The sequence below is a fragment of the Nitrospira sp. SG-bin1 genome (assembly GCA_002083365.1).
Classification (GTDB): Bacteria; Nitrospirota; Nitrospiria; order Nitrospirales; family Nitrospiraceae; genus Nitrospira_D.
Genome location: LVWS01000045.1, coordinates 84,109 through 107,599, shown reverse-complemented (window position 1 = coordinate 107,599; position 23,491 = coordinate 84,109). Strand labels below are relative to the sequence as shown.

Sequence of the window (23,491 nt, the reverse complement as noted above, 5' to 3'; positions counted from 1 at the left end):
GTTAAAACAGACCCGGAATTTTCATCCCGCCTGTCAGCGCTTTCATTTCCCCTTCCATCAATTCTTTGGCTTTGCGAAGCGCTTCGTTCGTCGCGGCCACCACCAGATCCTGGAGCATGTCCACGTCGCCGCCCTTGACCACCTCGGGATCGACCACCACGCTGACGATCTGCATCGCTCCATTCGCTGTGACGGTGACGATCCCTCCACCGGCCGTCCCGCTGACGGTTTTTGACGCTGCTTGCTCCTGGAGCTTGGCCATTTGTTCTTGCATGGCTTGGGCTTGCTTAAGGATGTTGCTCATGTTGCCGAAAGGATTTTTCATTCGCTTGCCTCCTGCTGTGCGATAGTGCGGACCTCCGCCAATTCGGCGCCGAATATCTCAAGAGCCTGCTTCACCGTCGGGTTCGCTTTCGCACGTTCGAATAATACCAACCGTTGTTCTTGTTCCTTGGCCGCTCTCGCTTGAGCCATCGTCGGCCCCGGTGGATCGGTGTCTGTCAGCTCGGCGATGCGGACACGTATCGGATGCCCTAGCTGTTGTTCACACAATTTTGATAACACCAGAAGGTTTTCTTGTTTCTCAAGTCTGGCTCTGGCCACAGTGGCTTGTTTGGGAAACCCGATGGTCACCACGCCACCTTCTATTCCAACAAACCGACCGGATTCGAGGAAGGGGGCAATATTTGGAAAGGAAGAGGCGATTTCTTCTTGCACTGAGTCCCAATGCAACGACGGTTGTGAGTCGTCGGTTGTGGCGGGCATGGTAATCGGACTGACTATCATCGTTGCGGTTGGGGGAGAGGGAGGCAGTTCGGCTGAAATCATCGGCCTGTCATCCGTTCCTACCGCTGACGTTTGAACGGGTGGAGAGACTGGCCTAGACACGGCAGGTGTGCTCTGGCGTGAGGGAGGAGCGGAAGGGGTTGCAGAAGCAGTCTTGCGTCCTTCTGGTTCAGGTGATGGTTTTTGGCTAGACGATGCTGTCTGTACCGGGCGGGTCACCGTCGACTCTCGTTGACGCAGCAGTCGTGTGGCTCGAACCGCTGCGGTTTCCATCACGAAACGAGGGTGGCTGCTCAATCGTAACGAATCCTCCGCTTGGATAAAGATGGCCAGCAGTTCCTGAAGTTGTTCTGGAGTGAATGCCTTGGCATGCATCAACAGTTGTTTCAGGTCGTCTTCCGAGGTTTCAATCAAGCCACGCAGCTCGGCCGTACCGGGAACGACTGCCGCTACGAGCAGATTACGGATCAGTTCCACAACTTCCGAGCAAAACGCCCGCAAGTCATGTCCCCCGTCAAGCAGAGTGGCAAGGCTCGCAAGAGCGGTAGGGCTGTCTTGGGCCACGATCGCTCGAAGGAGTTCGTGCACCAGTTCTTGAGGGACGGCTCCCAATAGCAGTTCGAGGTCTGTGTGGCAAATCGCCTTGCCGCCATAGGCAATAGCTTGATCGAGCAAACTCAGGGCATCTCGCATGCTCCCTTCACTGGCACGAGCCAAAGCCATGAAACTCCGTTCCTCGAGCGTCAACTGATCTTGTACGGCCACGTGTCGAAGCCGTTCGATGATCTCGGTCCTGGCAAGGCGACGAAAATTGTAATGCTGACATCGCGAGAGAATCGTTGCAGGGATTTTGTGGATCTCCGTGGTCGCGAAAATGAAGACCACATGTGCGGGTGGTTCTTCGAGCGTCTTCAACAGAGCATTGAACGCGGAGTTTGAGAGCATGTGGACTTCATCGATGATATAGACTCGAAACTGACCACGGAACGGCGTGAATTTCACGTTCTCGCGGATCTCCCGCACATCGTCCACGCTGGTGTTGGACGCACCATCAATCTCGATGACGTCAACGGAGTTTCCTTGCGCGATCTCGCGGCAATTCTCACAGATGTCGCAGGGTTGACTTGTCGGTCCCTGTTCACAATTGAGTGCTTTGGCGAGGATCCGCGCGACAGTCGTTTTTCCGACGCCTCGCGTACCGGAAAAGAGATATGCATGCGCGATGCGCTTCGTCGAGACCGCGTTCGTCAGGGTCTGGACGACATGAGGTTGACCGATCACGTCATCAAAGGTACCGGGTCGATATTTACGCGCGGAGACTTGGTAGTCCAACTGTCGCCATGCTCCCGATGTTAAGTCACTAGCAGATCTTGCAGGTATGTATGACGCGCCTCATTCGCAAGTTTCTAGAGAAGTGGGGCCAGGTGATCCTGCGGCACACAGAACTGACTGCTTACCGTTGCTTCCTTCCGGACCTGGCGGGGTTCACAGGGTCCTATTGCACAGGGCCCAGCCCCTATTTTTCACGAGACCCTCCAACACAGTTCCCGCTTGAGGTGTCTATTCGGCGGCGTCAATTACGATAAAGCATAAAGCCTAGAAGAGCCGCCGGTACGAGCAAGCTCGGTTTGGCGGAGAGGGTGGGATTCGAACCCACGGTCCCGTTGCCGAGACGCATGCTTTCCAAGCATGTCGATTCGTCCACTCTCGCACCTCTCCGCATCGAGAAGTGCAAAGGCAAGGCATCTTAGCATGCGTATTCGTGACCGGCAAGGTGAGCAATCCTTGCCGGTCCTGACGGAGAGGAGTTCGGCGGATGGCGACTCTCTTATCGGAAACAATAAAACAATATGTGTTAGGGATGGACTGTGGTGTACGTAGGAACGCAGCGATTGCGATCAAGTACGGGGAGAAGGAGGGCATCAAGCGGTTCGGCTGGGCCATTCATACTAGGGATAGAATACCCCCGGTCGTATGGGTTGACACTTACATACGTCCAACGGTACAACGCTATACGACATCGCGTGTTTTTGCTTCTCAGGTCACCATCAAAAAAGGTGACAGCTCCGCGGGCATCCTCGACCGTGCGAGAGTGGCGGAACTGGCAGACGCGCGAGACTTAGGATCTCGTGGGCAACCGTGGGGGTTCAAGTCCCCCCTCTCGCACCACTACTACCATCCGACGAGGCAGGGAGTTCGATTTCGACGATGAAAATGGAAGTGACCGAATTGGGGCCGATGAAACGCGCCTTGAAGATTGAGGTGCCCGCCGATGAAGTGACGCAGCAATTTTCACGTGCATATTTGGAACTCAATCGCCAGGTCCAGATTCCAGGGTTTCGTCCCGGGAAAGCTCCGGTGGCCATTTTGGAAAAGCGTTATGCTAAAACAATAGAAGAAGACGTGATCCGGAAGCTCGTGCCGGATTTCTATGGTCGAGCGATCAAACAGGCCGGGATCAATCCAGTGGTGGTGGATATTCCCCCACTGGATCGCGTCAAAATAAAAAAAGATTCTCCGTTTATCTTCACGGCGACAGTCGAAATTAAGCCCACCATCCAACTTCGCGACTACAAGTCCCCGAATCCTATTTCCCTCCAGGCCGACAAGCGCACCGTTGCGGAAGAACAGGTAGATCGAGCCCTGGAAGTATTGCGTGAACAACAGGCTCGGCTGGATGAGGCCGAAGCCGGTACAGTTCTAGCCGAAGGTGACTATGCTGTCGTCGATCTCGAAGGATTTTTGGATGGAACTCCTCTGGAAGGCACGAAGAAGGAAGGCCAACTCCATAAGGTTGGATCGAAAGCCGCCTTGCTGGGGATAGAAATAGATGCTCATCTGATCGGGAAACAGGCCGGGGGTATCGTGGAAATTCCTCAGACCTATCCAGTGAGCCATCCGGATCAACGAGTTGCCGGAAAAACTGTCCGTTTCCGTCTAGCGATAAAGGGGGTGAAACAGAAGAAGCTCCCCATCCTTGACGATGAGTTTGCCAAAGACTGCGGGCCCTACACGTCACTCCAAGAATTACGAGACAAGTTGCGCGGCCAGATGGAACAGGCGCTCAAGAAGGATGTCGAGGAGTCCTATAAAGATACGCTTCTCAAACGTCTCATCGACACCCATCATTTCGATCTCCCCGACACACTCGTTGAGCGAGAGCTCAGCACGATTGTACGGCAGAAATTACAGGCTCGGTCGCGCGGCAAAGCCACCGAATCCCTTCCTGCGCCCGAGGCGGAAGAACTGAAGAGAATCCGTGAAGAGAACCGTGAAGAAGCGAATCGTCGCGTCAAAGCGGGATTGATCCTTGAGGCCATCGCTGAGAAAGAGGGCTTGTCGGTGAGCCAGGACGATTTGAACAATGAAGTGACACGATTGGCCACGGAACTCAGGGTACCAGTGGCCGATCTCGTGAAAATGATCCAGGCCGGTGGCCAGGATGCCATTGAGGAGTTACGAGCAAGGATCTTGGCCGACAAGGCGCTGGACGTCGTCTATCGTCAAGCGGTCATACAAGGATAAACGCAGTCGCCCATTGTACCGGAGGTGCATGGAGCACGGACATGCGGTTTATCAAGGAAAGGAATCGAGCAACATGCTGGTCCCGATCGTCGTGGAGCAAACGAATCGAGGCGAACGAGCCTATGACATTTACTCGCGCCTTCTCAAAGATCGCATCATTTTCTTGGGCGCCCCAATCGATGACGTGTTCGCCAATTTGGTCATTGCTCAACTTCTCTTTCTTGAAGCGGAAGATCCTGAAAAAGACATTAATCTCTATGTCAATTCGCCCGGGGGCAGTGTGACCGCCGGGTTGGGCATTTACGATACCATGCAATACGTGAAGCCCCCGATCAACACCATCTGTCTCGGTCAGGCCGCCAGTATGGGAGCGCTCCTCTTGACCGCCGGAACAAAGGGCAAGCGATTTGCCCTGCCCAATGCGCGGGTGATGATCCACCAACCCTTGGGAGGATTCCAAGGACAGGCGACGGAAATCGACATCCATGCCCGAGAAATTCTTAAGATTCGCGAACGCCTCAATGAAATTCTGGCCAAACACACCGGACAGCCGATCGAGAAAATCGCGCATGACACGGAACGAGACTATTTCATGTCAGGAGAAGAAGCGAAACGATACGGTCTCATCGACGAGGTCATTACGCGACCACCGAAATTTCTGAAGGCAGGAGAATCCGGCGACGGAGCAAAAGACGGAATCAAAGGCAAGTAACGCAGGGGGGGTACATGGCAAAGCAGGAAAAGATGGACCGACACTTGCGCTGTTCGTTCTGTGGGAAAAGCCGTGATGAGGTGCGAAAGCTGATTGCCGGACCGACGGTGTATATCTGTGATGAGTGTGTCAACCTTTGCAATGACATCATTGCGGAAGATTGGGAAGAGGCCAAAGAAGAAATTTCGTCCAAACTCAAGAAACCAGCAGAAATCAAACATCATCTCGATCAGTATGTCATCGGACAGGAGCGGGCGAAACGCATTCTCTCGGTGGCCGTGCACAATCATTACAAGCGTATTTCCTCAAAGGAAAAAGAAGTCGACGATATTGAACTTCAGAAGGGCAATATCCTCATGGTGGGTCCGACCGGAACCGGAAAGACCCTCCTAGCCCAGACCTTGGCCAAGTACCTGGATGTTCCGTTCACTCTCGCTGATGCCACGACTTTAACGGAAGCTGGTTATGTAGGCGAAGATGTCGAAAATATCATTCTGAAGCTTTTGCAAGCCGCGGACTATGATGTAGAACGGGCTGAGCGCGGGATTGTGTACATCGATGAAATTGACAAGATCAGTCGGAAAAGCGACAGTCCGTCTATTACCCGTGATGTGTCTGGCGAGGGCGTTCAGCAAGCATTACTGAAGCTGATTGAGGGTACGGTCGCGAACGTTCCCCCGCAGGGCGGAAGGAAACATCCCCATCAAGAATTTATTCAGGTCAATACCAGCAATATTCTGTTCATCTGCGGTGGAGCATTTGTCGGTTTGGAACAGATCATTGAGCAGCGTCTGAATCGAAAGTCGATGGGATTTGGGGCCGAGATCCTCGGGCGAAACGATGTTCGCTTGGGTGATCTCCTGGCGAAGGTTCAGCCTGAAGATTTTCTGAAGTACGGCCTGATACCGGAATTCGTAGGGCGGTTACCGGTCGTAGCCACGTTAGAGGAGTTGGACGAGCGCGCGTTGATCCGTATCCTCACCGAACCCCGGAATGCATTGACCAAGCAGTACGAAAAACTGCTGTCGTTCGAAAAGGTCAAGCTCCGATTCACGGAAGGGGCATTGGGAGCGGTGGCGCGAAAAGCTTATGCGCAGAAGACCGGTGCCAGAGGCCTGAGGGCTATCCTGGAAGAAGTCATGCTTGACGTCATGTACGATGCTCCTTCTCAGAAGCAGATCGTCGAGGTGGTAATAACGGAAGACGCAATCTTGGGCAAAAACCCACCGATGCGTATATTCGAACAGGAAAAAGACGCTAAGACTGCGTAGTCATTGATAAATTCTGCAAGTGGTCAATGACCCTGCCAGTTATTTATTGAGAGGACCGAAGCCGTCTCTTCTCCTGCCTAGATAGTTCAGGCTCGTTCTCTCACTAGCCTCCTTCTCTTTGCCTCGACAATGGGAAAGGCCGCGCTATACTTGCCTCGTGCGTGTCTCGGATGGAGGGCTTGTGAAATACCCTGTTTCTTTGAGTCTTCGGCACAAAGCCAAAGCTATCGAGCTTGACTCAGAACGTGAAATGGTCGTCTTATTCGGTACGAATGGGGAGATCATCGGTAATCTATCCTGGGACTTTGTCATCGATCAAATTCTCGCCTATCGAAAGGTGTCCGTTCAAAAAGAAGTCCGATCAGAACCGCGCATATCTCTTGCTTTCCGTGTACGCTACAACAGCCCAGAGGGGTTGCTGTTCGAAAGCCGAGCGGGCGGCATTGGTGGTGGGGGGTTATTTATCGAAAGTCAAACTCCACTTCCAGTAGGAACGAAGCTCGCCATGGAGTTCTCGTTTCCCGAAAAACCCGAGGAATGGATGCCGGCAAAAGGAACCGTAGCGTGGGTTTGTCCAAAAGCCGACCAATATACGTTCAGTCCCGGAATGGGGGTCCGGTTCACTGAGATAGCCGAGGATGTCCGTGAGCGAATCCATGCGTTAGTGAAATCGATCCAGAACATGGGGCAAGCAGCGTAGGATCGGCTTCTGACTTAGGCCACTCGGAAAAGGTAGGGATGACGTTATGACGTTTCCTGTCGTTTCCACTGTTGGACACCAGGGGAAATCCCTCGTTATTGATCAGGGGCGGGAGGCGATCAACATACACGACACGTCGGGTCAGCTTTTGGGCGGCATGTCGTGGGGTGCGATCATTGAACGAGTGCTTGTCAGCGGGGAGGATGCCCGATTCGCTCATTGTCGTACGCAGCCTCGTGCACCGCTTGCCTTGAAAATTCGGTATACGACGCCAGAAGGAAAGCAGTTTGATAGTCTGACCGGTGGAATCGGTGGTGGAGGGCTCTTTATCGAGAGCGGTACTCCTCTTAGTCCAGGTACAGAACTGACGGTCGAATTTTCGCTTCCTGATCGGCCGTGGGACAAGCTAAAAGCGAAGGCGAAGGTCGCTTGGATTCGCCACAAGCCGGAGCGATACCTTCTATTTCCAGGTATGGGCATCCAGTTCGTGGACTTGGATAAAAAAGTACAGGAGCAACTGGTCGGATTAGTTGAGTCCTTGAATCGGAGTCGGAATCCTTCGTGAAGCTGAACGAGCGTATCTTGTTCAGATCAGTAATAATCTCGTAGCAGCATCAAGAAAGATTTCTTGCGCGACCCGTACACATCGATACTTCCCTCACTGCCTCTCCTATTAAGCTTGTGTTCAAGATTCCGGTGCCGGGCTTTGGTATCAGTCTACAGCGATAGGAATCCTCTGGGTTGGTGAAGCGCCAATAACCTTAGTCGGCAAGAGACTTGAGAGCGCTATGGAGAGCGGTCAGGCAAGGGTTATGCAGATTTCTGACGGTCTTCTTGCACGTGTGGTAGTTCTTTAGCGGCTTCGAGGGACTGCTGAATTTCCTTTTGGGCCGCATCCATTTCTGCTTGGATGGTACGCATTTGAGGGTCGACACTGTTTTGAACATCGGACACGGCTTGCCGGAACGTTCGCACGACCTCTCCCAGGCCTTCACCGAGGTGTTGCAGGTCATCGGGCGATACTGCCGCCGCTGATTGCATCGTTTTTGCCTTGAGCGCGGCCTGTTGCGCCTGTACACGAGCCACCGCATCTTTGTTCACAATGGCCGAAGGCCGTTTAGCCGTCCCTTTTGCTTGGGAACCAGCGGGCAACGATGGATACGAAGCCTGGGACCTCGGAGGGGGAGCTGCAGCCCGTTCTTCCATTGAGATCACTTGGCTGGAGGCAGATGCCGGTGTCTGATTTGAGGGAGGAACGGATGCCCGCGGAGTTTGAAGGCTTGCATTGTACTGCAGTGAAGCAGTGGTACCAGGCGTCAGCTCCGGACCAGGGACATAAGGAGTGTTTGGCCGAGTCGTTACTGGCGATGATCCTATGCTCGGTGGCGGTGTTGGCGGCGAGATGATGTGGGTCGAAACCTGAATCACTGGTGGCGCCCCCGTTGCTGGTTGAGTCTCGTCCGGAGCGGGCTGGGGCACTTCGTTCACTTCTTTTCTAAACCCCTTCAATGCCTTGCCGACACCCTCGCCGATCTGCGGTAGACGACCTGCTCCGAAAATGATCAACAGGATGATGAGAATAATGATAAGTTCCGAAAAACCCATTGTGCCGAACATGTACGGCCTCGCAAGTGATCGGCGGAGGTACCCTTGTCAAATGAGTGAATCTAGCCGCCCGTCCGACATGGTGTCAAGAAATGGTCAGAGCACGTTCAGACATGACGAGGTCGTCATAGAAGCGAAATAATTTCAGTTTGAAGTGGTAGGCCATGCACCACGGTTTCTCGATCCGAAATGTAGACGTCCAGCTCACTCCTGATCCCAAACTCTCCGGGCAGGTAAATCCCCGGTTCAATAGAAAAGCAAGTTCTGGGCAGCAACCGACGACCATCCTGCGTTTCCAGGTTGTCGATATTGGCTCCGTTACCATGAACCTCTTCCCCGATCGAATGGCCGGTTCGATGAATGAAGAAGTCACCATAGCCCGCGGCCCGAATCGTATTCCGACAAACATCATCGACTTCCCATCCGCAGGGAAAACGGCCTGCCGCCACTTGATCCTGAACAAACGATAGGGCCGCATCGCGTCCGTGCCGAACATGTTCGAAGATCGTGCGGTGCTTTGCGGGTACCTGCGTCCCGGTGTAGCCAGTCCAAGTGATATCGCCATAGACCGAGCCCTGTGTCGTTTGTTTCGCCCATAAGTCGATCAGAACTAGGTTGTCTCTGGTGATCAGTGAAGAAGCGGGTTCAGTGGGCCCGTAATGAGGATCGGCGCTATGGGCGTCGACAGCTGCAATGGGAGCACTGGACGTTGTCATACCTGCATCGTGAATACGTGTGAGTATGAACTGTTGCAAACCATATTCTGATAGCCGACGTTCGTTAGTGAGGCAAGACGCCACATGGTCGAAGGCTTCGTCGACAATCTTTCTGAGTGCCGTCACGGCGTACCGGTGGGATTCCAGTTGTTCATCTGTCCAGACCGCTTCGAATCGTTGGACGAGATCGGCTGAGGTGATTACCTCAATCCCAAAACTTCGAATCAATTCGACGGTACCGGCATCGACTCTGGACATATACGGAACTGCGTTGAACGGCGAATACTGCATGGCGATTCGCCGTCGACCTCGCAATATGGAGGCTAATAGGGCATGTTGCTGCTCCCATGAGACGTACTGTTGGACCTGACCGGGTAACTCATCCAGCACGTGTGGTTCGATCTTGTGAAGGAGTTTGACCGGTTCCCCCGACGTTGGGATCCAATAGTACCAGCGCCGAGTGACATGCAGGGTTGGATCAAGGAGTAACACTCTATAGGCGAGCGGATCGCTGCCGCGGAAGTCGTAAAAAAGCCATCCGTCAACTGTACCCATGCTACGGAGGGTTTCTTGAATCGCAACGATCCGCTTGTGGCAAGCAATGTTTCGCATGAAGGCTCCCATCTTATCCCCGAGGTATAGGAGCGTCAATCAAGCTCCACGTCTCTGTATGAACCATGGTACAATGACATCCCATGAATCTAGACTCAACTCGGGATACCCCATCTCATCGAGTTACGTTCTTCTTCGGGCCTGAACCGATAGAGGGGCAACCCGATGTACTGGCCTGTGTGTTTAACGTGAAAAAACGGAGTTGGAAAGCGGGTATCCAGGTTGCCGTTGAGATGAAGGTCGATCAGTTGTCGATCCTTCGACAAAAGATAGGCCTTACCGGCCTACTCGCTCAAAGTTTGGCGAGGCTCAATCTCCACGAACGTCTTCAGTACCGAGAACGCATAGAAGACCTGTTTGCCCAAGCTGTGTGTTGGTGCAAGCTGGATCTCCAAATGCGGACCGGTCTAACCCAAGAAAATCAGCGAATCTCAGCCGATGAGTTGATGATCGAATTGGATCAGGGAATCAGTAATCGCGTCGACTATGTGCTCTCGTATATCTTGGCAGAGTTGGATCTGGCTCCTGATTGTCCAATGCCATCATCCTAATTGTTGAAGCTCAGGGGTTGCATTCGGCGACGAATTTGTTATAACGCATGCCAGGACTAGTGTATGATCGTGCAGTATTCCCTCGTTGTGAATAGGAAAAAGGAAGGAGGCACTTCACGTGAGACTCCCAATCGTGATTCTCATCGTCGTCATCACGTACTGTTCGATGCTTGTCGCTCCGGCTTGGAGTCAATCATCATCCGCTGAGGCGCAGCAAGGGACCTATTCCGGAGCCGGGATGGGAGCAGCTTCAGCCGTCGCCACTATCTTGTATTTCCCGTTCAAAGCGGCATTTGCCTTAGGGGGTGGAATCGTCGGCGGCCTCGCCTATGTGTTTTCGGGGTTCAGTGAGCCTACGGCCAAGAGCATTTGGGTTCCCAGCATTCTCGGAGACTATGCCATTTTTCCTGAGCACCTTAGTGGTGATCGCCCAATCCGTTTTCTCGGTGTTGCTGCCGAAAATGGGGGAACTGCCGTCACGCCTTCCCCGACGAACTAGCCCGCGCATTGAGTATGAAACCTGTCATTGGCGTCACTCCAGACTTCAATGCCGGTGACAGAAAAGATATGGGCGGGCGCGAGCCCACGTATTTTTTACGGGCTCGCTATATTCGAGCCATTGAAGAACTCGGCGGCATTCCTCTCATACTCCCGCTGGTCGGTGATCCGGCTGCTCGACGAAGGCTCCTTGACGGGGTCGACGGACTTCTCATCACCGGGAGTGGACCAGATCTCCCACCACGTTTCTACGGAGAGCGGCAGCGCTACAAGTTTCCCCTCGTGAGTGAGCGCCGCTCAAGTTATGAATTGGATCTAGTCCACCAAGCCACGAAACGAGACCTTCCGCTCCTGGGGATTTGTGGAGGTATGCAGACGGTCAATGTCGCGTGCGGAGGCAGCCTCTTTCAAGACATTGCCGCACAAGTTCCGAATGCGATAGATCATCGTCAAAAAACCAGGGCGGTCCATGTTTCTCATGCGGTGACGGTGGCACCCCAAAGCCTCCTGAAGAAGATTGTCGAAAAAGGAAAGCTCATGGTGAATAGTTCTCATCATCAATCGGTCAAGACGGTTGCCCCCTCGCTCATCGCGAGTGCCATTGCGTCCGATGACATTATAGAAGCGATCGAATCTCCTACGCATCGATTTATCCTTGCTGTTCAGTGGCATCCCGAATTTTTATTTGAGCGATATGCTCCCCATCGTCGGCTGTTCGAGGCCTTGTTGAGCGCGGCCAGCCGGGCTCGCGCATGACGCCTCCAGATCACTCACATGAGCGCGACTCACTTTGCCGGTTGGCCGCCAGTCATACTGACGGTCCCGTCAGGGACCTGCGAGCACCAATCACGTCACAAAGAGTTCTGGCACTTTACGCTCGAGAGGGATCGTGAGCAGCCCACTTCTGCGGACGAAATCGATTGATCAAATTCTAGCTGACGCAGATCATCCTGAGCATCGCCTCAAAAAAACACTGACGGCATGGGATCTGACCGCACTGGGAATTGGCGCGATTATCGGGACGGGCATTTTCGTTCTCGTCGGCACCGCCATCGTAGGCGACGCCCATCGACCGGGTGCCGGACCAGGAATCGTCCTCTCCTTCATTCTCTCCGGCATCACGTGCGCATTAGCCGCGCTCTGCTATGCAGAGTTTGCTGCCATGATTCCGGTCGCGGGCTCGGCCTATACGTTTTCCTACGCCACGCTGGGCGAATTTCTTGCGTGGCTCACCGGCTGGAATCTAATCCTGGAATATGGTGTCGCCTGCGTAGCAGTCGCCATCGGCTGGTCCGGCTATTTCAATAAATTGCTGAGGCTGGTTGGTTTAGAACTCCCTTATTGGGCCACCAATCCGCCGCATTGGGCTGGTGGGCCTGAAGGGAGCATCGCCAATTTTCCTGCCGCGATCATTGTGTTGTTGGTTACAGCCCTTCTCGTGATAGGCATCAAAGAAAGCGCTCGCGCGGCCGGTATGATCGTACTCCTGAAACTTGCCGTGATTCTCTTTTTCATAGGCGTAGGGACTCCCGCCATCAGCACTGACAACTGGACGCCCTTCATGCCGAACGGCTTCGAGGGGGTCAGGGCCGCGGCGGCCATCATCTTCTTTGCCTATATCGGGTTTGATGCCGTCTCAACGGCCGCAGAGGAGGCTCGGAACCCTCAACGAGATGTGCCGATGGGAATTCTCGGGTCTTTGGCCGTGTGCACCGTGCTCTATATCTCTGTAGCCGCGGTCCTCACCGGCTTGGTACCCGTGGATCACATCGACATTCATGCTCCCGTGGCCGAAGCACTGAGTCTCGTCGGGTTCAAATGGGGAGCCGCCATCGTAGCGATCGGGGCCGTGGCGGGTATTACGAGCGTGTTGGTCGTCATGATGCTCGGACAAATCCGAGTGTTCTTTGCCATGTCACGCGATCGGCTCCTGAGTCCCGGCTTGTCCAAGGTTCATCCCGCGTTCGGCACTCCACATCGCGCGACCATACTCACCGGAGTCGCCGTCGCAATTCTTGCAGCGTTTTTTCAGATAGGGGAAGCAGCCGATATGACCAACATAGGAACCTTTTTTGCCTTTGTGTTGGTCAGCTTTGGGGTGATGGTGCTCCGGTACACGAAGCCGGATCATCCCCGTCCCTTTCGCCTTCCCTTGATGCCCCTCGTTCCGCTCTTAAGTATCGCGGCCTGTCTGTACCTCATGGTCGGCTTACCCTGGACAACGTGGGTCCGTTTTGGGGTATGGACCGTCATTGGTATTTTTGTCTACGCCGTGTATGGGATGAACCACAGTAAACTGGCAACGCAGCGCGTCGACAGTGGTTCGTTGTCACAATGAATCAGAATCGACGCAAAACAGTGTGGCTAGTCTGACTTCGCGGAAGGCTGGGCTGCGGAGGCTGGTGCTGCAGGAGACGTCTCTCCGACCGGGACCGCGGCTGTCCTAACGGTGTTGGCCGTAGGAGCGGCTGGGGTGGGCGATGCCGAAGAAGTATCTCCTGAAGAGGGGACCGGCTTGGGCGAAACGGCCGGCTTGGAAGTTGGGGCAGCTGGTTTGGGAGGTGCCGGTCTTTCCGGCTTAATGCCTCCTTCCCAGGAGGGCCCTGAATACATGTCTGACGTTAGGCCCTTGGTCTTCCATTTTTCCTCGAAATCGGCAGCGGCCTTATTTGGTGTTTCGCCGACCCCCAAAACCTCGTTCCACGGATAAACCTTCGGTCCGATCTGACAACCAGATTCTGTCCTTCGTAAATACAACGCGATCGGATTACCCCGGTAGGGTCCAAGAAAAATATGGACAGATCCAACGTACTCGAGCAATGAGGCCATAAGGCCCTCCAAGGAACGCTCATGATGCCACAAGAGATGAGAAGAGGGCAAGGTATTCAGTGGGGAGAAAGTCTTCGCTGCCTCATTTGGAACGATACGGGTTTTCCACCGTGGCGTCGTCGGCAGACAATGGTCAAAGGTGTTTCCCTGTTCAACCAAGCCGACAACAAGAGTCATACATCGGCTTTTGCGGAACGCTTTTGTGCTTGGTCTAACGAGCGCAAGAGCGCCATGTGGCTTCGGCAGCCGACGACAAGCCTGGCGTCAGAAATCGTCACCGGTCGATAAGGAACAAGGAACCGTTCTTTCAAACGGCGGATACGGGCCAGGGATTGGGCCAACCGTCCGGCCGAGATGTCTGCATTCGCAACGGCCTTCTCAACTGCGTTCAGCGCTGCTGTGGCTCTGTTGCGATCTTTACAGATCAACGGCATGTCGCAACCGGCTTGGATGGCTTGTATCGCCGCATCGCCGATTCCGTAGTGATCAATGATGGCGTGCATCTCCAGATCATCCGTCAACACGACACCGTCGTAGTGCAACTCCTCGCGAAGAAATCTCCCAATGATCGTCGGCGACAGGGTTGCCGGCCGTTTCTCGTCCAAGGCCTGATAGAGAACGTGGGCCGTCATCATCGTCGCCACACCATCCGCAATCGCGCGCCGAAAGGGAGGAAACTCTATGCGTTCCAATCGCTCTCGCGCCGCTGTGACGATGGGTAATTCCTTGTGCGAATCCGAGTTGGTATCGCCATGGCCGGGAAAATGCTTCCCGCAAGCCACGACGCGATTGTCCTGGAGACCTCCCACGGTAGCCAATCCCAATTCAGAGACGATGTCAGGAGTCGTGCCGAATGCTCGATCACCAATCACCGGGTTGGCGGGATTGCTGTTCACATCCAGCACCGGAGACATGTTCATGTTGATGCCGACGGCCTTGATTTCTTTCGCGGTGGTGGCTGCAGCGGCATAGGCCAGTTCGGAGGAATGACATCGCCCCAAGACTTCGCACGGTGGGAAGATTGTAAACTCTTTCGGTAATCGAGAGACCCGTCCGCCTTCTTGATCGATGGAGATCAACAGGGGGGAGTGCGGACTGCAGCGTTGAAGCTCGTTGGTCAATTCCACGATCTGTGCGATCGATTCAAGATTTCTGGAGAACAGGATGACGCCCCCGGGCTTATATTCCTTGATGAAGGAAGCGAGTTCCGTCGAAACGGCAGTGCCATCGAATCCGATCATGAAGAGTTGGCCGATCTGGTCTGATGACATCCTCAAGCCGTCTTTCTCTTACCTACAGCGAGCGATTGATAAGGAACTGGATCAACAGTCTGGTTCCGATGCCGGTTGGCCCCTTGGGGATATACGCCCGCTCTCGCTCGCTCCAGTCGGTACTGGCGATGTCGAGGTGCACCCATGGGTAGTCGCCGACAAATTTACTCAAAAAGAGAGCCGCCGTGATCATGCCGCCGCCGCGGCCGCCGATGTTCCGCATGTCGGCGACATCGCTGCGTAGTTGTTCAAAATAGTCTTCCCACAAGGGCATTTCCCATACCCGCTCACCGGCTCGAAGACCGGCGTGGCGAATCGCGTCTTTTAAATTCGTATCCGTACCGAACATTCCGATCGCGAACTGGCCGAGTGCGACGACGCAAGCTCCGGTCAGTGTGGCGATGTCGATGAGTGCCGCGGGCTTGTAGCGTGCGGCATAGGACAGGCCGTCGGACAGGATCAGCCGGCCTTCGGCATCGGTATTCTGAACTTCGACGGTCTTGCCGGACAGCGTTTTGACGATGTCACCCGGTTTCATGGCCCTGCCGCCGGGCATGTTTTCCGTGGCCGGCAAGATGCTGACCAGATTGAGCGGCAGTTTGAGTCGGGCCGCGGCCCGCATGGTGGCCAGGACTTCGGCGCCTCCCGTCATGTCCGCTTTCATGTGTTCCATATTCTCGGCCGGCTTCAGGGAGATACCGCCTGTATCGAACGTGATGGTCTTCCCGACGAGGACGACGGGGCGTTCGTCCTTGTTGCGGGCGCCGCGGTATTCAAGAATGATGAATTTCGGCGGTTCGTGGCTGCCTCGAGCCACGCCCAGCAGCGCGCCCATGCCGAGTTTCTCCATATCTTTTTGTTCGAGGATTTTCAGCGCCACGCCCGTTTCTTTCGCAATGGCTCGTGCTTCCTGCGCGATTTTCGTCGGCGTCATCACGTTGGACGGATGATTACAGAGGTCCCGAACGAAAACCGTCGCTTCAGCCGTCGCGAGGCCACGACGAATCCCCTCGGACAACTGGCGCAGTTGATCGTTCTGCGAAGCCAGAATGGTCATCATCTTTACGTCCTTACCCGTTGGAGCGTCACTGCGATAGGCGGTGAACTGATAACTCCCTAGGATGGCCCCTTCAATCATGGTCTGGGCAATGTCAATCAGCGAGGCACCGGGAAGCAGGACGCTCGGAAGCCCAACTGTAAAGGCTCCGGATTTGACTTGGCGGACTCGTTTGACGGCGTGCCCCATCGCCTGTCGGATCTGATCCAACCCCAATTCCTGTCTCTTCCCCAGGCCGACAAGAATCACCCGTTTCGCCGGAATTTTCCCGTGGGTATGAAACACAACCACCTCACCGGTCTTCCCGTCGAACTCCTTTGATTGCACGAGCTCATGGAGTGCTCCATCGAGGGCTCGATCCAACATCGCCCCGTCTTCATTGAGTACCCCTTCTCCTTCACAACACAGGAAGGCCAGCGCATCAGTGGCCTGGGTGTCGACTCGTCCTTGTTTCGCTTCGACTCGCATACTCTTCATTCGGTTCTCCTTTGATATGTCGACCAGCCGTTCTTATCAGGTCATCAGGACTACGACATCCGATCGATGTACCCTCCTCACACTCCCCGCATATCAGGTGCCCAGATATGTTTGTGGAGTTGTAATTGAAGGCGAATAGGCAGTCGATCTGCCAGGATCCATTCGGCCAGGCGTCGTGAGTCGAGCGTCCCAAATACCGGACTAAAGAGGACCGGGCAGCGATCGGTCAATCTGAAGCGATCGAGAATCCCTTTAGCCCATTCGTAATCACGCCGGTCTTGAATGACGAATTTGGCTTCGTCCTGGGGCCGCAAACGTTCCACATTGGGCCAGTGCATCCGCTCCGTCATGCCGCTTCCCGGGCACTTCACGTCAAGTATAATGCGGACCGACGGATCGACGGCGGTGGTATCCACCGCTCCGCTCGTTTCAAGTAGAACCATGAATCCTTCTCGGCACAGACGCTGGAGCAATGTGCCGGCATCCGGCTGAGCAAGCGGTTCACCTCCGGTCACCTCGACCAACCGACAACCGTAGGATCGCACCGTGTCGAGAATGTCGTCGATGGACAGGTCCGTTCCGCCAAAGAACGCATAGTCCGTGTCACACCAGGTGCATCGCAAGGGACAACCGGTCAAACGCACAAATACACAAGGAAGGCCGGCGAAGGTCGACTCACCTTGAACGCTATGGAAAATTTCGGTGACGCGCATGAGCTGTGTGCAGGCTTACGTCCGTATATGTGGAAGGAGCCGTCGCGATACGATTGATCCGATCACACAGCAGCTCATCGCCATTTGACAATCGGCCAGTTTTCACGTCGAGCGATGGACGCCATGCCACGAATCGGATTCACGACGGTGGGGTGGCCGACGGCCCGAAGGAGGCCTAAATCACCCGGACTGTCTCCGTACGCATAGCATTGGGACAGATCCAGGGTCAGTTCCTGGGTCAACCGATCGATGAGCTGGCGTTTCCCTTGTCCATAAGGGAGGGGAGGCACGAGGAAGCCTGTGTAGAGGCCGTTCTGTTGCTCCAAGCGACTGGCAAAGCATCGGTCAGCTCGAAGCGCATCGGCCACCGGAGCGATCAGGAAATCGATGGATCCTGTGACGAATATGATGGCATGGCCAGCCCGGCGATGCTCGTCGAGCATCCGCATGGCGGCGGGAGAGACGCGAGGGCAGAGTTCTTCGCGACAAAACTCCTCTCCCAACGGTTGGATCACTTGGGAAGGTTTCCCCGCCAAATAGAGCTTCCGCTCACGGAGCGGATGGAGCGACAAGGTCGGGAAATGTCGCAAAAGCCATGACACGCTCTCGCGAGCTTCAGGCCACCCGACGATACCACGTCGCCACAGCCAGCGGAAAAACCTCACTTCGCTCGCTTCACCAGGCAAAATGGTATTGTCGACGTCAAAAAACGCCGCAATAGACGACGAGAGGCCTCGTGGGTCTGTCCGCATCATCATGGCTATGGCACCGTAGGAAACCAGACGCCGATTCTACCGAACGTCCCCTTGATTGACAACAATTTTACCCTCCTCCTATAATGCATTTCTTTTCAGTCAGACGTCCCGTGGACGCATCGGATCATTCGGTGGCCGAAGTGGTGGAATGGCAGACACGCACGTTTGAGGGGCGTGTGGCGAAAGCCGTGCGGGTTCAAGTCCCGCCTTCGGCACCATCATCGATACGATTCCCGCTGATTTCCCAACTAAGACTCCGGGCCATTTGGATCTAGACTTTCACCTATTCTCATAGGACACTAGCCCCCTCTTGAGCGTCTTTTCTTAGATACCTGCGAGCTAGTCGAACGGTTTTTGCGCTTTCCCTGAGGAAAGTCGCAATCGTGTATCGTTCGCGACGCAAGGTGGTCGCTTCGATGAGTTGCGCTGGCTCGTGAGGTACCGTCGGCGTCGCCGGTGCAAGGAGCCTCATCATGAGTCCTACAAGTCACCGTCCTGAATTGGATGAACTGCGGAGGCAGGTAACCGATCTCGCACGTGAACTTGCCGAACGAGACCGAGTGCTGCACGAACGGACCCGCCACCTCCAGGTCGCCCAAGCTCTTGCCCACCTGGGAAGTTGGGATTGGGACATCCCCAGCGGCGAGGTGGAATGGTCGGATGAACTCTATCGGATTTTCGGCTACGAGCCGCGATCGCGGACGATGACCTTTGACAGCTTCGTGTCGGCGGTTCTCCCGGACGATCATGACCGGGTCCTGGCTTCGATTGATGATGCACTGGCAGGGGCCGCAACGTACGACCTGGAATGCCGAATCGTCCGCCCCAATGGCGAAGTACGGACGCTTCATTGCTGCGGCGAGGTCGTGCGCGACAGTAGCGGCCAGCCGCTTCGTATGTCCGGGACGGCGTTGGACATTACCGATCGCAAGCAAACGGAACTCGCTCTGCAGCAACGCGAAGCTCATTTCCGTGCGCTCATCGAGCATTCTTCCGATGTCATCACGGTGCTGAATCCGGACGGAACCATCCGGTTCGAAAGTCCCTCCGTCGAACGATTGCTCGGATACGCGCAGCATGAACTCAGCGGGCGTCGTGCATTTGAATTTGTTCATCCAGAGGACCTTCCTGTTGTGACGGAGAAATTTCAGTTGCTTCTCCAGCAACCAGGACGGCCTCAACTCGCCGAGTTTCGGTTTCGTCACAAGGACGGTTCCTGGCGAAATTTCGAGAGCATCGGCCGGTCGATCCGAGAACCGGATGGCCAATACAATGTCATCGTGAATTCACGCGACATTACCGAGCGGAAGCGCACGGATGCGATGCTACGGGCTTCGCAAGAAAGGCTTCGACAGGCCCTCCGCGCGTCGGGGACCGGATTGTGGGAATGGAACACGGAAACGAATGCGGTCGTCTTTTCCGAAGAATGGAAACATCAGCTGGGCTACGGGCCAGCGGAGATTGCAGATTCGTTCGAGGCCTGGACGATGCTCCTGCACCCGGAAGATCGCGATACGGCGATTGCATACGTACAAGAGTACGTTTCTAATCGAGACGGAGACTATCGACAGGAATTTCGGCTTAAGCACAAAAACGAGGGGTACCGATGGATTGAAGCCAGGGCCTCGTTTGTGACCGAAGCGGATGGTCGCAGGATTCGTCTCCTCGGCTCACACGCCGATATTACCGATCGCAAACGGATGGAAGAGTCGCTACGGGAGAGTGAAGAATGGTACAGGACTTTGGTCGAGCTCTCACCGTCGGGTGTCTTCGTCTTTAGTGAAGGCCGAACGGTCTACGTTAACCAGACCGGTGCCGTCCTTTTGGGGGCGAAAGATGCTCAGGAAATCCTTGATAGGCCGACGTTTGAGTTCATCCATCCGGACTATCATCAGGAAGTGCATGAGAACGTGAAACGACTGCTGAGCGGCGGAGTCTCCGTCCATAGTGCCGAACGAATCTATCTGAAAATGGATGAAACCCCGATTCCTGTTCAGGTCGAGGCGGCTCGAATCACATGGAACGGTAAACCAGCCATCCTGGGGCTGTTTTCCGACATCACGGAGCGAAAACAAGCGGAACAGACTCTCTGGAAAAGCCGACAGGCGATTCGTGCGCTCCACGATATCGCCTCCGCGCAGGGCCAGTCGTTCAAGGAACGGGTCGAGGCGTTACTCCAGCTCGGGTGCCGCTTCTTCGACCTCCCCATCGGGATGGAGACATTTGTCCGAGGCGACGAGTTGGAGGTGGGACAAGTGAAGGCGCCCGACATGGCGTTCCATCCAGGCATGCGTGTGTCGCTGAGTAAGACGTACTGCAGTGAGGCCCTTCGCCGGAACGGGCCGGTCTGTTTCACGCATGCCGGGGCTTCCCCGGAGTGGCAGCGGCACCCGGCCTACGCTGCATTGAGGTTGGAGACTTACATCGGGGCCGGGATAAACGGCGTTGACCGAACCTATGGGACCCTGTGTTTTGCGGGTATCACACCCCGCAAGAAGCCGTTTACCGATTCTGAACGGGACTTCATTCAGCTCATGGCGCGGTGGCTTGGCGGTGAGATGGACCGTCAAGCGGCTCTGGATGCGCTGCGCCAGAGCGAGGAACGGTACCGAACCCTCTACGATGAAACTCCTTCCATGTACTTCACCGTGGACGGATCGGGAGTCATTCGGTCTGTCAACCAGTATGGCGCGCAGTACTTGGGCTATCGTGTCGAGGATCTGGTCGGGAAGTCGGTAGCGGAGATTTTCTTCGAAGAAGATCGAGCGCGCGTCTGTGCAGAGATGGCCGCGTTCTTTCGTCATCCGGAGGGAGTGGCGCAATGGGAATTGCGCAAAGTTCGACGCGATGGCGCGGTGCTGTGGGTGCGAGAGCTCGCACGCGTGCTGCAAAGCCGGGATGGAGAGTCGTTAACCCTGATCGTATGTGAGGATATCACGGAACGCAAGCATTCGGAAGTGGCGCTACGTATCAGCGAGGAGCGTTTCGCCAAAGCGTTCAAGGCTAGTCCCCATCCGGTCGTTATCAGTGAGTTGGATTCTGGTCGAGTGGTGGATGCGAATGATGCCGCGTACCGGATGTTCGGATATCGAAAGGAAGACGTTGAAGGACGGACCACGTTACAGATGGGACTCTGGCCTTCGGTGGAGGACCGGGCTCGCTTCGTTGAACAGTTGAAACGTGGAGGGTCAGTCCGCAACGTGGAAGTGACCCTTCGGAGCAGGGACGGGGAAATCCGCCAGTGCCTGTTGTCGTCGGAACTGATCGAGCTGAACGGCAGACAATGCAGCGTGACAGTGGGGGATGATATCACTGAAGGCAGGCGCATGGAACGAGCGTTGCGGTTGACCCAGTTCTCTGTGGATAAGGCCGTCGAGGCGATCTTGTGGTTAGATCCCAACGCTCGAATGTTCAACGTGAATGACACGGCATGCCGAATGTTGGAGTACTCGCGCAAGGAACTGACGGCTATGACCATCCATGATATCGACCCGAATTTCCCCGTGGAGCGGTGGGTGCAGCATTGGGAATTCTTGAAACAACAGGGATCGTTGACATTCGAAGCAAAGTTTTGGTCGCGAACTGGAACCGTTTTGGACACGGATGTGACCGTCAACTATTTGCTGCATGAAGGAAAAGAATACGGCTGTATGATCTTACGGGACATCGGCGAGCGTAAGCGGGCGGAGGCCGAACTTCGCAGGTCCCATACGTTCCTGCGACAGGTCATCGACACAGACCCCGACCTCATCTTTGCCAGGGATCGTGATGGACGTTTTACCATGGCGAACAAGGCTGTGGCCGATTGGTATGGCACGACGGTGGAAGACCTAATCGGGAAATCAGATGCCGACTTCAATGCCAATGCGGAAGAGGTAAAGTTTTTTCGACAGAGCGATCTTGAGGTGATCAATTCCAAGAGAGACCGGTTCGTCCCTGAGGAGAAGATCACCGATGCGGAAGGAAAGACCCGCTGGCTACAAACGGTCAAACGCCCAATCTTCGATGACCAAGGAAATGTGCGCATGGTGCTTGGAGCGGCGACCGATATCACCGAACGCAAGCGGATGGAGGAAATGCTTCTCCAGCGCGAGCGAGACTTGAGCGCCGCGCTTCAAGAACGGGAACGGATCAGTCAAGACCTCCACGACGGCATTCTCCAGTCGTTGTATGCCGTGGGACTTGGTCTAGAAGCATGTAAGCCTCTGATCAGGAAGCAGCATGATCATGTGGCGGAGAAATTCATGGCGACACTGGATCAAGCCATTGGGCAGCTCAACCAAGTCATGACGGAGGTTCGGAATTTCATTGCCGGACTCGAGTCCCAAGTGATGCAGGGAGGAGATTTCACGACGGCTCTGCGGACCATGGTTGAAACGATGTCCGTCTCTTCTGTCGCCAAATGTCGGGTCCGGATCGACGACACGGCCGCACGGCGGCTTTCCACCGAACAGGCGCTCCATATCATCAATATCGTACGGGAAGGGTTGAGTAATGCCCTGCGCCACAGCCGCGCCAAACACATCACGGTCTCGCTTCGGGAACTCGTCCGTTCCGATCGTCTCGCCGTGACGGATGACGGCATCGGGTTTAATACACGTTCGGTTCAGGGGGTGGGCCATGGGTTGGTCAACATGGCGGCACGGGCTCAAAAGGTCCGAGGCTTGTTCGCCGTCCAATCGAAGCCTGACAAAGGGACGAGGATCTCGCTCGATCTTCCAAAGGATACTCACTATGCTCACAACTAAAGCACAACATATTCGAGTACTGCTCGTCGACGATCACGAGGTCATTCGCGTGGGGTTGCGAACGGTGCTTGGTCAAACTCAAGGAGTCACCGTTGTAGGAGAGGCGGGGACCATGGCGGATGCGATTCAGCAAACACAACGGTTGAAGCCTGACGTGATCTTGATGGATGTCCGGCTTCCGGATGGGTCCGGTGTCGATGCCTGTCGGGAGATTTTAGGGATACTGCCGGGAACACGAGTGATTTTCCTGACGTCCTATGCAGACGACGATTCCGTGCTGGCCGCTGTACTCGCCGGCGCTCATGGCTACATCCTCAAAGAAATCGACTCACCCGCATTGCTCGAGGCGATCCGTTCGGTTGCGAAAGGCCAATCGATTTTGGACTCCAGCGTGACGGAACGGGCGCTGCGGTGGTTGAGAGGAATTCATGATATGCCCGCGGCACCTGGTACGGACCAACTATCCTCTCAGGAAGAGCGAGTCGTCGCCCTGGTCGCCGAGGGAAAGACCAACAAGGAAATCGCTGTCGCGCTCGGACTGAGCGACAAGACGGTCAAGAATTATTTGGCCAACGTCTTTCAGAAGCTTCGCATCACTCGACGCGCGCAGGCCGCCGCCTTTTTTGTAAAACGGCAAGGATAAGCGACAACATTCGGCTCTACTC

General features: G+C 55.1%; 19 protein-coding genes, 3 tRNA genes and 1 other RNA gene. 13 read left to right on the top strand and 10 right to left on the bottom strand.

The genetic code is table 11. From position 1 onward, the window contains the following. Position 1: 1 nt before the first annotated feature. The 4 genes from A4E19_10330 to A4E19_10315 all read right to left on the bottom strand — a co-directional run bounded on the left by A4E19_10330 (position 2) and on the right by A4E19_10315 (position 2,505). Complete coding sequence (locus A4E19_10330) at positions 2-325, bottom strand: nucleoid-associated protein (GenBank protein OQW30299.1); 324 nt, start codon at positions 323-325, stop codon at positions 2-4. Next, positions 322-2,118 (bottom strand): hypothetical protein, encoded by a 1,797-nt coding sequence (locus A4E19_10325; protein ID OQW30298.1) that lies wholly within the window; start codon positions 2,116-2,118, stop codon positions 322-324. The genes A4E19_10330 and A4E19_10325 overlap by 4 nt, the downstream gene beginning before the upstream one ends. A gap of 83 nt (positions 2,119-2,201) precedes the next feature. Beyond that, positions 2,202-2,301, bottom strand: an RNA gene (gene ffs / locus A4E19_10320) — signal recognition particle sRNA small type. A gap of 114 nt (positions 2,302-2,415) precedes the next feature. Then, positions 2,416-2,505: transfer RNA gene (locus A4E19_10315), tRNA-Ser, on the bottom strand. 367 nt (positions 2,506-2,872) lie between these two features. Between A4E19_10315 and A4E19_10310 the strand changes: the two genes are divergently transcribed. The 6 genes from A4E19_10310 to A4E19_10285 all read left to right on the top strand — a co-directional run bounded on the left by A4E19_10310 (position 2,873) and on the right by A4E19_10285 (position 7,559). Then, positions 2,873-2,955: transfer RNA gene (locus A4E19_10310), tRNA-Leu, on the top strand. A gap of 39 nt (positions 2,956-2,994) precedes the next feature. Further along, on the top strand, positions 2,995-4,311 hold the full coding sequence (locus A4E19_10305) for a hypothetical protein (GenBank protein ID OQW30297.1): 1,317 nt from the start codon (positions 2,995-2,997) through the stop codon (positions 4,309-4,311). A 28-nt stretch (positions 4,312-4,339) separates the two neighbouring features. Further along, positions 4,340-5,023 carry an ATP-dependent Clp protease proteolytic subunit gene (locus A4E19_10300; protein OQW30296.1) on the top strand — a complete coding sequence of 228 codons (684 nt, stop codon included), beginning with the start codon at positions 4,340-4,342 and terminating at the stop codon, positions 5,021-5,023. Between the two features lie 14 nt (positions 5,024-5,037). Continuing rightward, positions 5,038-6,294 (top strand): ATP-dependent Clp protease ATP-binding subunit ClpX, encoded by a 1,257-nt coding sequence (locus A4E19_10295; protein OQW30295.1) that lies wholly within the window; start codon positions 5,038-5,040, stop codon positions 6,292-6,294. Positions 6,295-6,475: 181 nt separating this feature from the next. Continuing rightward, complete coding sequence (locus A4E19_10290; protein OQW30294.1) at positions 6,476-6,994, top strand: hypothetical protein; 519 nt, start codon at positions 6,476-6,478, stop codon at positions 6,992-6,994. Positions 6,995-7,040: 46 nt separating this feature from the next. Then, positions 7,041-7,559 (top strand): hypothetical protein, encoded by a 519-nt coding sequence (locus A4E19_10285; protein ID OQW30293.1) that lies wholly within the window; start codon positions 7,041-7,043, stop codon positions 7,557-7,559. A 245-nt stretch (positions 7,560-7,804) separates the two neighbouring features. On the opposite strand, the gene A4E19_10280 is transcribed toward A4E19_10285, so the two are convergent. Continuing rightward, a complete protein-coding gene (locus A4E19_10280; protein OQW30292.1) occupies positions 7,805-8,200 on the bottom strand; it encodes a hypothetical protein in 396 nt (131 codons plus the stop codon). 524 nt (positions 8,201-8,724) lie between these two features. After that, positions 8,725-9,927, bottom strand: a complete 1,203-nt coding sequence (locus A4E19_10275) for a hypothetical protein (GenBank protein OQW30349.1) — start codon at positions 9,925-9,927, stop codon at positions 8,725-8,727. Positions 9,928-10,160: 233 nt separating this feature from the next. Between A4E19_10275 and A4E19_10270 the strand changes: the two genes are divergently transcribed. From A4E19_10270 to A4E19_10255, 4 genes are all read left to right on the top strand, one after another. Then, positions 10,161-10,478, top strand: a complete 318-nt coding sequence (locus A4E19_10270; GenBank protein OQW30291.1) for a hypothetical protein — start codon at positions 10,161-10,163, stop codon at positions 10,476-10,478. A gap of 118 nt (positions 10,479-10,596) precedes the next feature. Next, positions 10,597-10,977 carry a hypothetical protein gene (locus tag A4E19_10265; protein OQW30290.1) on the top strand — a complete coding sequence of 127 codons (381 nt, stop codon included), beginning with the start codon at positions 10,597-10,599 and terminating at the stop codon, positions 10,975-10,977. 14 nt (positions 10,978-10,991) lie between these two features. Continuing rightward, positions 10,992-11,732, top strand: a complete 741-nt coding sequence (locus A4E19_10260; protein OQW30289.1) for a gamma-glutamyl-gamma-aminobutyrate hydrolase — start codon at positions 10,992-10,994, stop codon at positions 11,730-11,732. A gap of 130 nt (positions 11,733-11,862) precedes the next feature. Further along, positions 11,863-13,314 carry an amino acid permease gene (locus A4E19_10255; protein ID OQW30288.1) on the top strand — a complete coding sequence of 484 codons (1,452 nt, stop codon included), beginning with the start codon at positions 11,863-11,865 and terminating at the stop codon, positions 13,312-13,314. Positions 13,315-13,978: 664 nt separating this feature from the next. Here A4E19_10255 and A4E19_10250 read toward each other — a convergent pair. The 4 genes from A4E19_10250 to A4E19_10235 all read right to left on the bottom strand — a co-directional run bounded on the left by A4E19_10250 (position 13,979) and on the right by A4E19_10235 (position 18,081). Next, positions 13,979-15,076 (bottom strand): beta-N-acetylglucosaminidase, encoded by a 1,098-nt coding sequence (locus tag A4E19_10250; GenBank protein OQW30287.1) that lies wholly within the window; start codon positions 15,074-15,076, stop codon positions 13,979-13,981. A 22-nt stretch (positions 15,077-15,098) separates the two neighbouring features. Continuing rightward, positions 15,099-16,610 (bottom strand): leucyl aminopeptidase, encoded by a 1,512-nt coding sequence (locus A4E19_10245; protein OQW30286.1) that lies wholly within the window; start codon positions 16,608-16,610, stop codon positions 15,099-15,101. 77 nt (positions 16,611-16,687) lie between these two features. Further along, positions 16,688-17,323, bottom strand: a complete 636-nt coding sequence (locus A4E19_10240) for a 7-carboxy-7-deazaguanine synthase (GenBank protein ID OQW30285.1) — start codon at positions 17,321-17,323, stop codon at positions 16,688-16,690. A gap of 74 nt (positions 17,324-17,397) precedes the next feature. Further along, a complete protein-coding gene (locus A4E19_10235) occupies positions 17,398-18,081 on the bottom strand; it encodes a haloacid dehalogenase (protein OQW30284.1) in 684 nt (227 codons plus the stop codon). Between the two features lie 131 nt (positions 18,082-18,212). Here A4E19_10235 and A4E19_10230 point away from each other — a divergent pair. The 3 genes from A4E19_10230 (at position 18,213) to A4E19_10220 (ending at position 23,469) form a co-directional block, all read left to right on the top strand. After that, positions 18,213-18,296, top strand: a tRNA-Leu gene (locus A4E19_10230). Between the two features lie 255 nt (positions 18,297-18,551). After that, on the top strand, positions 18,552-22,826 hold the full coding sequence (locus A4E19_10225; protein OQW30283.1) for a hypothetical protein: 4,275 nt from the start codon (positions 18,552-18,554) through the stop codon (positions 22,824-22,826). Continuing rightward, the gene (locus tag A4E19_10220) at positions 22,813-23,469 is read left to right on the top strand and encodes a hypothetical protein (GenBank protein ID OQW30282.1); all 657 of its coding nucleotides are present in this window, start codon (positions 22,813-22,815) and stop codon (positions 23,467-23,469) included. Before A4E19_10225 ends, A4E19_10220 begins: the two co-directional genes overlap by 14 nt. The last annotated feature ends 22 nt before the right edge of the window (positions 23,470-23,491 follow it).

What these genes read in the sequence shown, in the direction of transcription:
- A4E19_10330 (OQW30299.1), bottom strand. Translation starts at nt 325, where the DNA reads ATGAAAAATCCTTTCGGCAACATGAGCAACATCCTTAAGCAAGCCCAA.
- A4E19_10305 (OQW30297.1), top strand. Translation starts at nt 2,995, where the DNA reads ATGAAAATGGAAGTGACCGAATTGGGGCCGATGAAACGCGCCTTGAAG.
- A4E19_10300 (OQW30296.1), top strand. Translation starts at nt 4,340, where the DNA reads ATGGAGCACGGACATGCGGTTTATCAAGGAAAGGAATCGAGCAACATG.
- A4E19_10295 (OQW30295.1), top strand. Translation starts at nt 5,038, where the DNA reads ATGGCAAAGCAGGAAAAGATGGACCGACACTTGCGCTGTTCGTTCTGT.
- A4E19_10285 (OQW30293.1), top strand. Translation starts at nt 7,041, where the DNA reads ATGACGTTTCCTGTCGTTTCCACTGTTGGACACCAGGGGAAATCCCTC.
- A4E19_10280 (OQW30292.1), bottom strand. Translation starts at nt 8,200, where the DNA reads ATGGAAGAACGGGCTGCAGCTCCCCCTCCGAGGTCCCAGGCTTCGTAT.
- A4E19_10275 (OQW30349.1), bottom strand. Translation starts at nt 9,927, where the DNA reads ATGCGAAACATTGCTTGCCACAAGCGGATCGTTGCGATTCAAGAAACC.
- A4E19_10270 (OQW30291.1), top strand. Translation starts at nt 10,161, where the DNA reads ATGAAGGTCGATCAGTTGTCGATCCTTCGACAAAAGATAGGCCTTACC.
- A4E19_10260 (OQW30289.1), top strand. Translation starts at nt 10,992, where the DNA reads ATGAAACCTGTCATTGGCGTCACTCCAGACTTCAATGCCGGTGACAGA.
- A4E19_10250 (OQW30287.1), bottom strand. Translation starts at nt 15,076, where the DNA reads ATGTCATCAGACCAGATCGGCCAACTCTTCATGATCGGATTCGATGGC.
- A4E19_10245 (OQW30286.1), bottom strand. Translation starts at nt 16,610, where the DNA reads ATGAAGAGTATGCGAGTCGAAGCGAAACAAGGACGAGTCGACACCCAG.
- A4E19_10240 (OQW30285.1), bottom strand. Translation starts at nt 17,323, where the DNA reads ATGCGCGTCACCGAAATTTTCCATAGCGTTCAAGGTGAGTCGACCTTC.
- A4E19_10235 (OQW30284.1), bottom strand. Translation starts at nt 18,081, where the DNA reads ATGATGATGCGGACAGACCCACGAGGCCTCTCGTCGTCTATTGCGGCG.
- A4E19_10225 (OQW30283.1), top strand. Translation starts at nt 18,552, where the DNA reads ATGAGTCCTACAAGTCACCGTCCTGAATTGGATGAACTGCGGAGGCAG.
- A4E19_10220 (OQW30282.1), top strand. Translation starts at nt 22,813, where the DNA reads ATGCTCACAACTAAAGCACAACATATTCGAGTACTGCTCGTCGACGAT.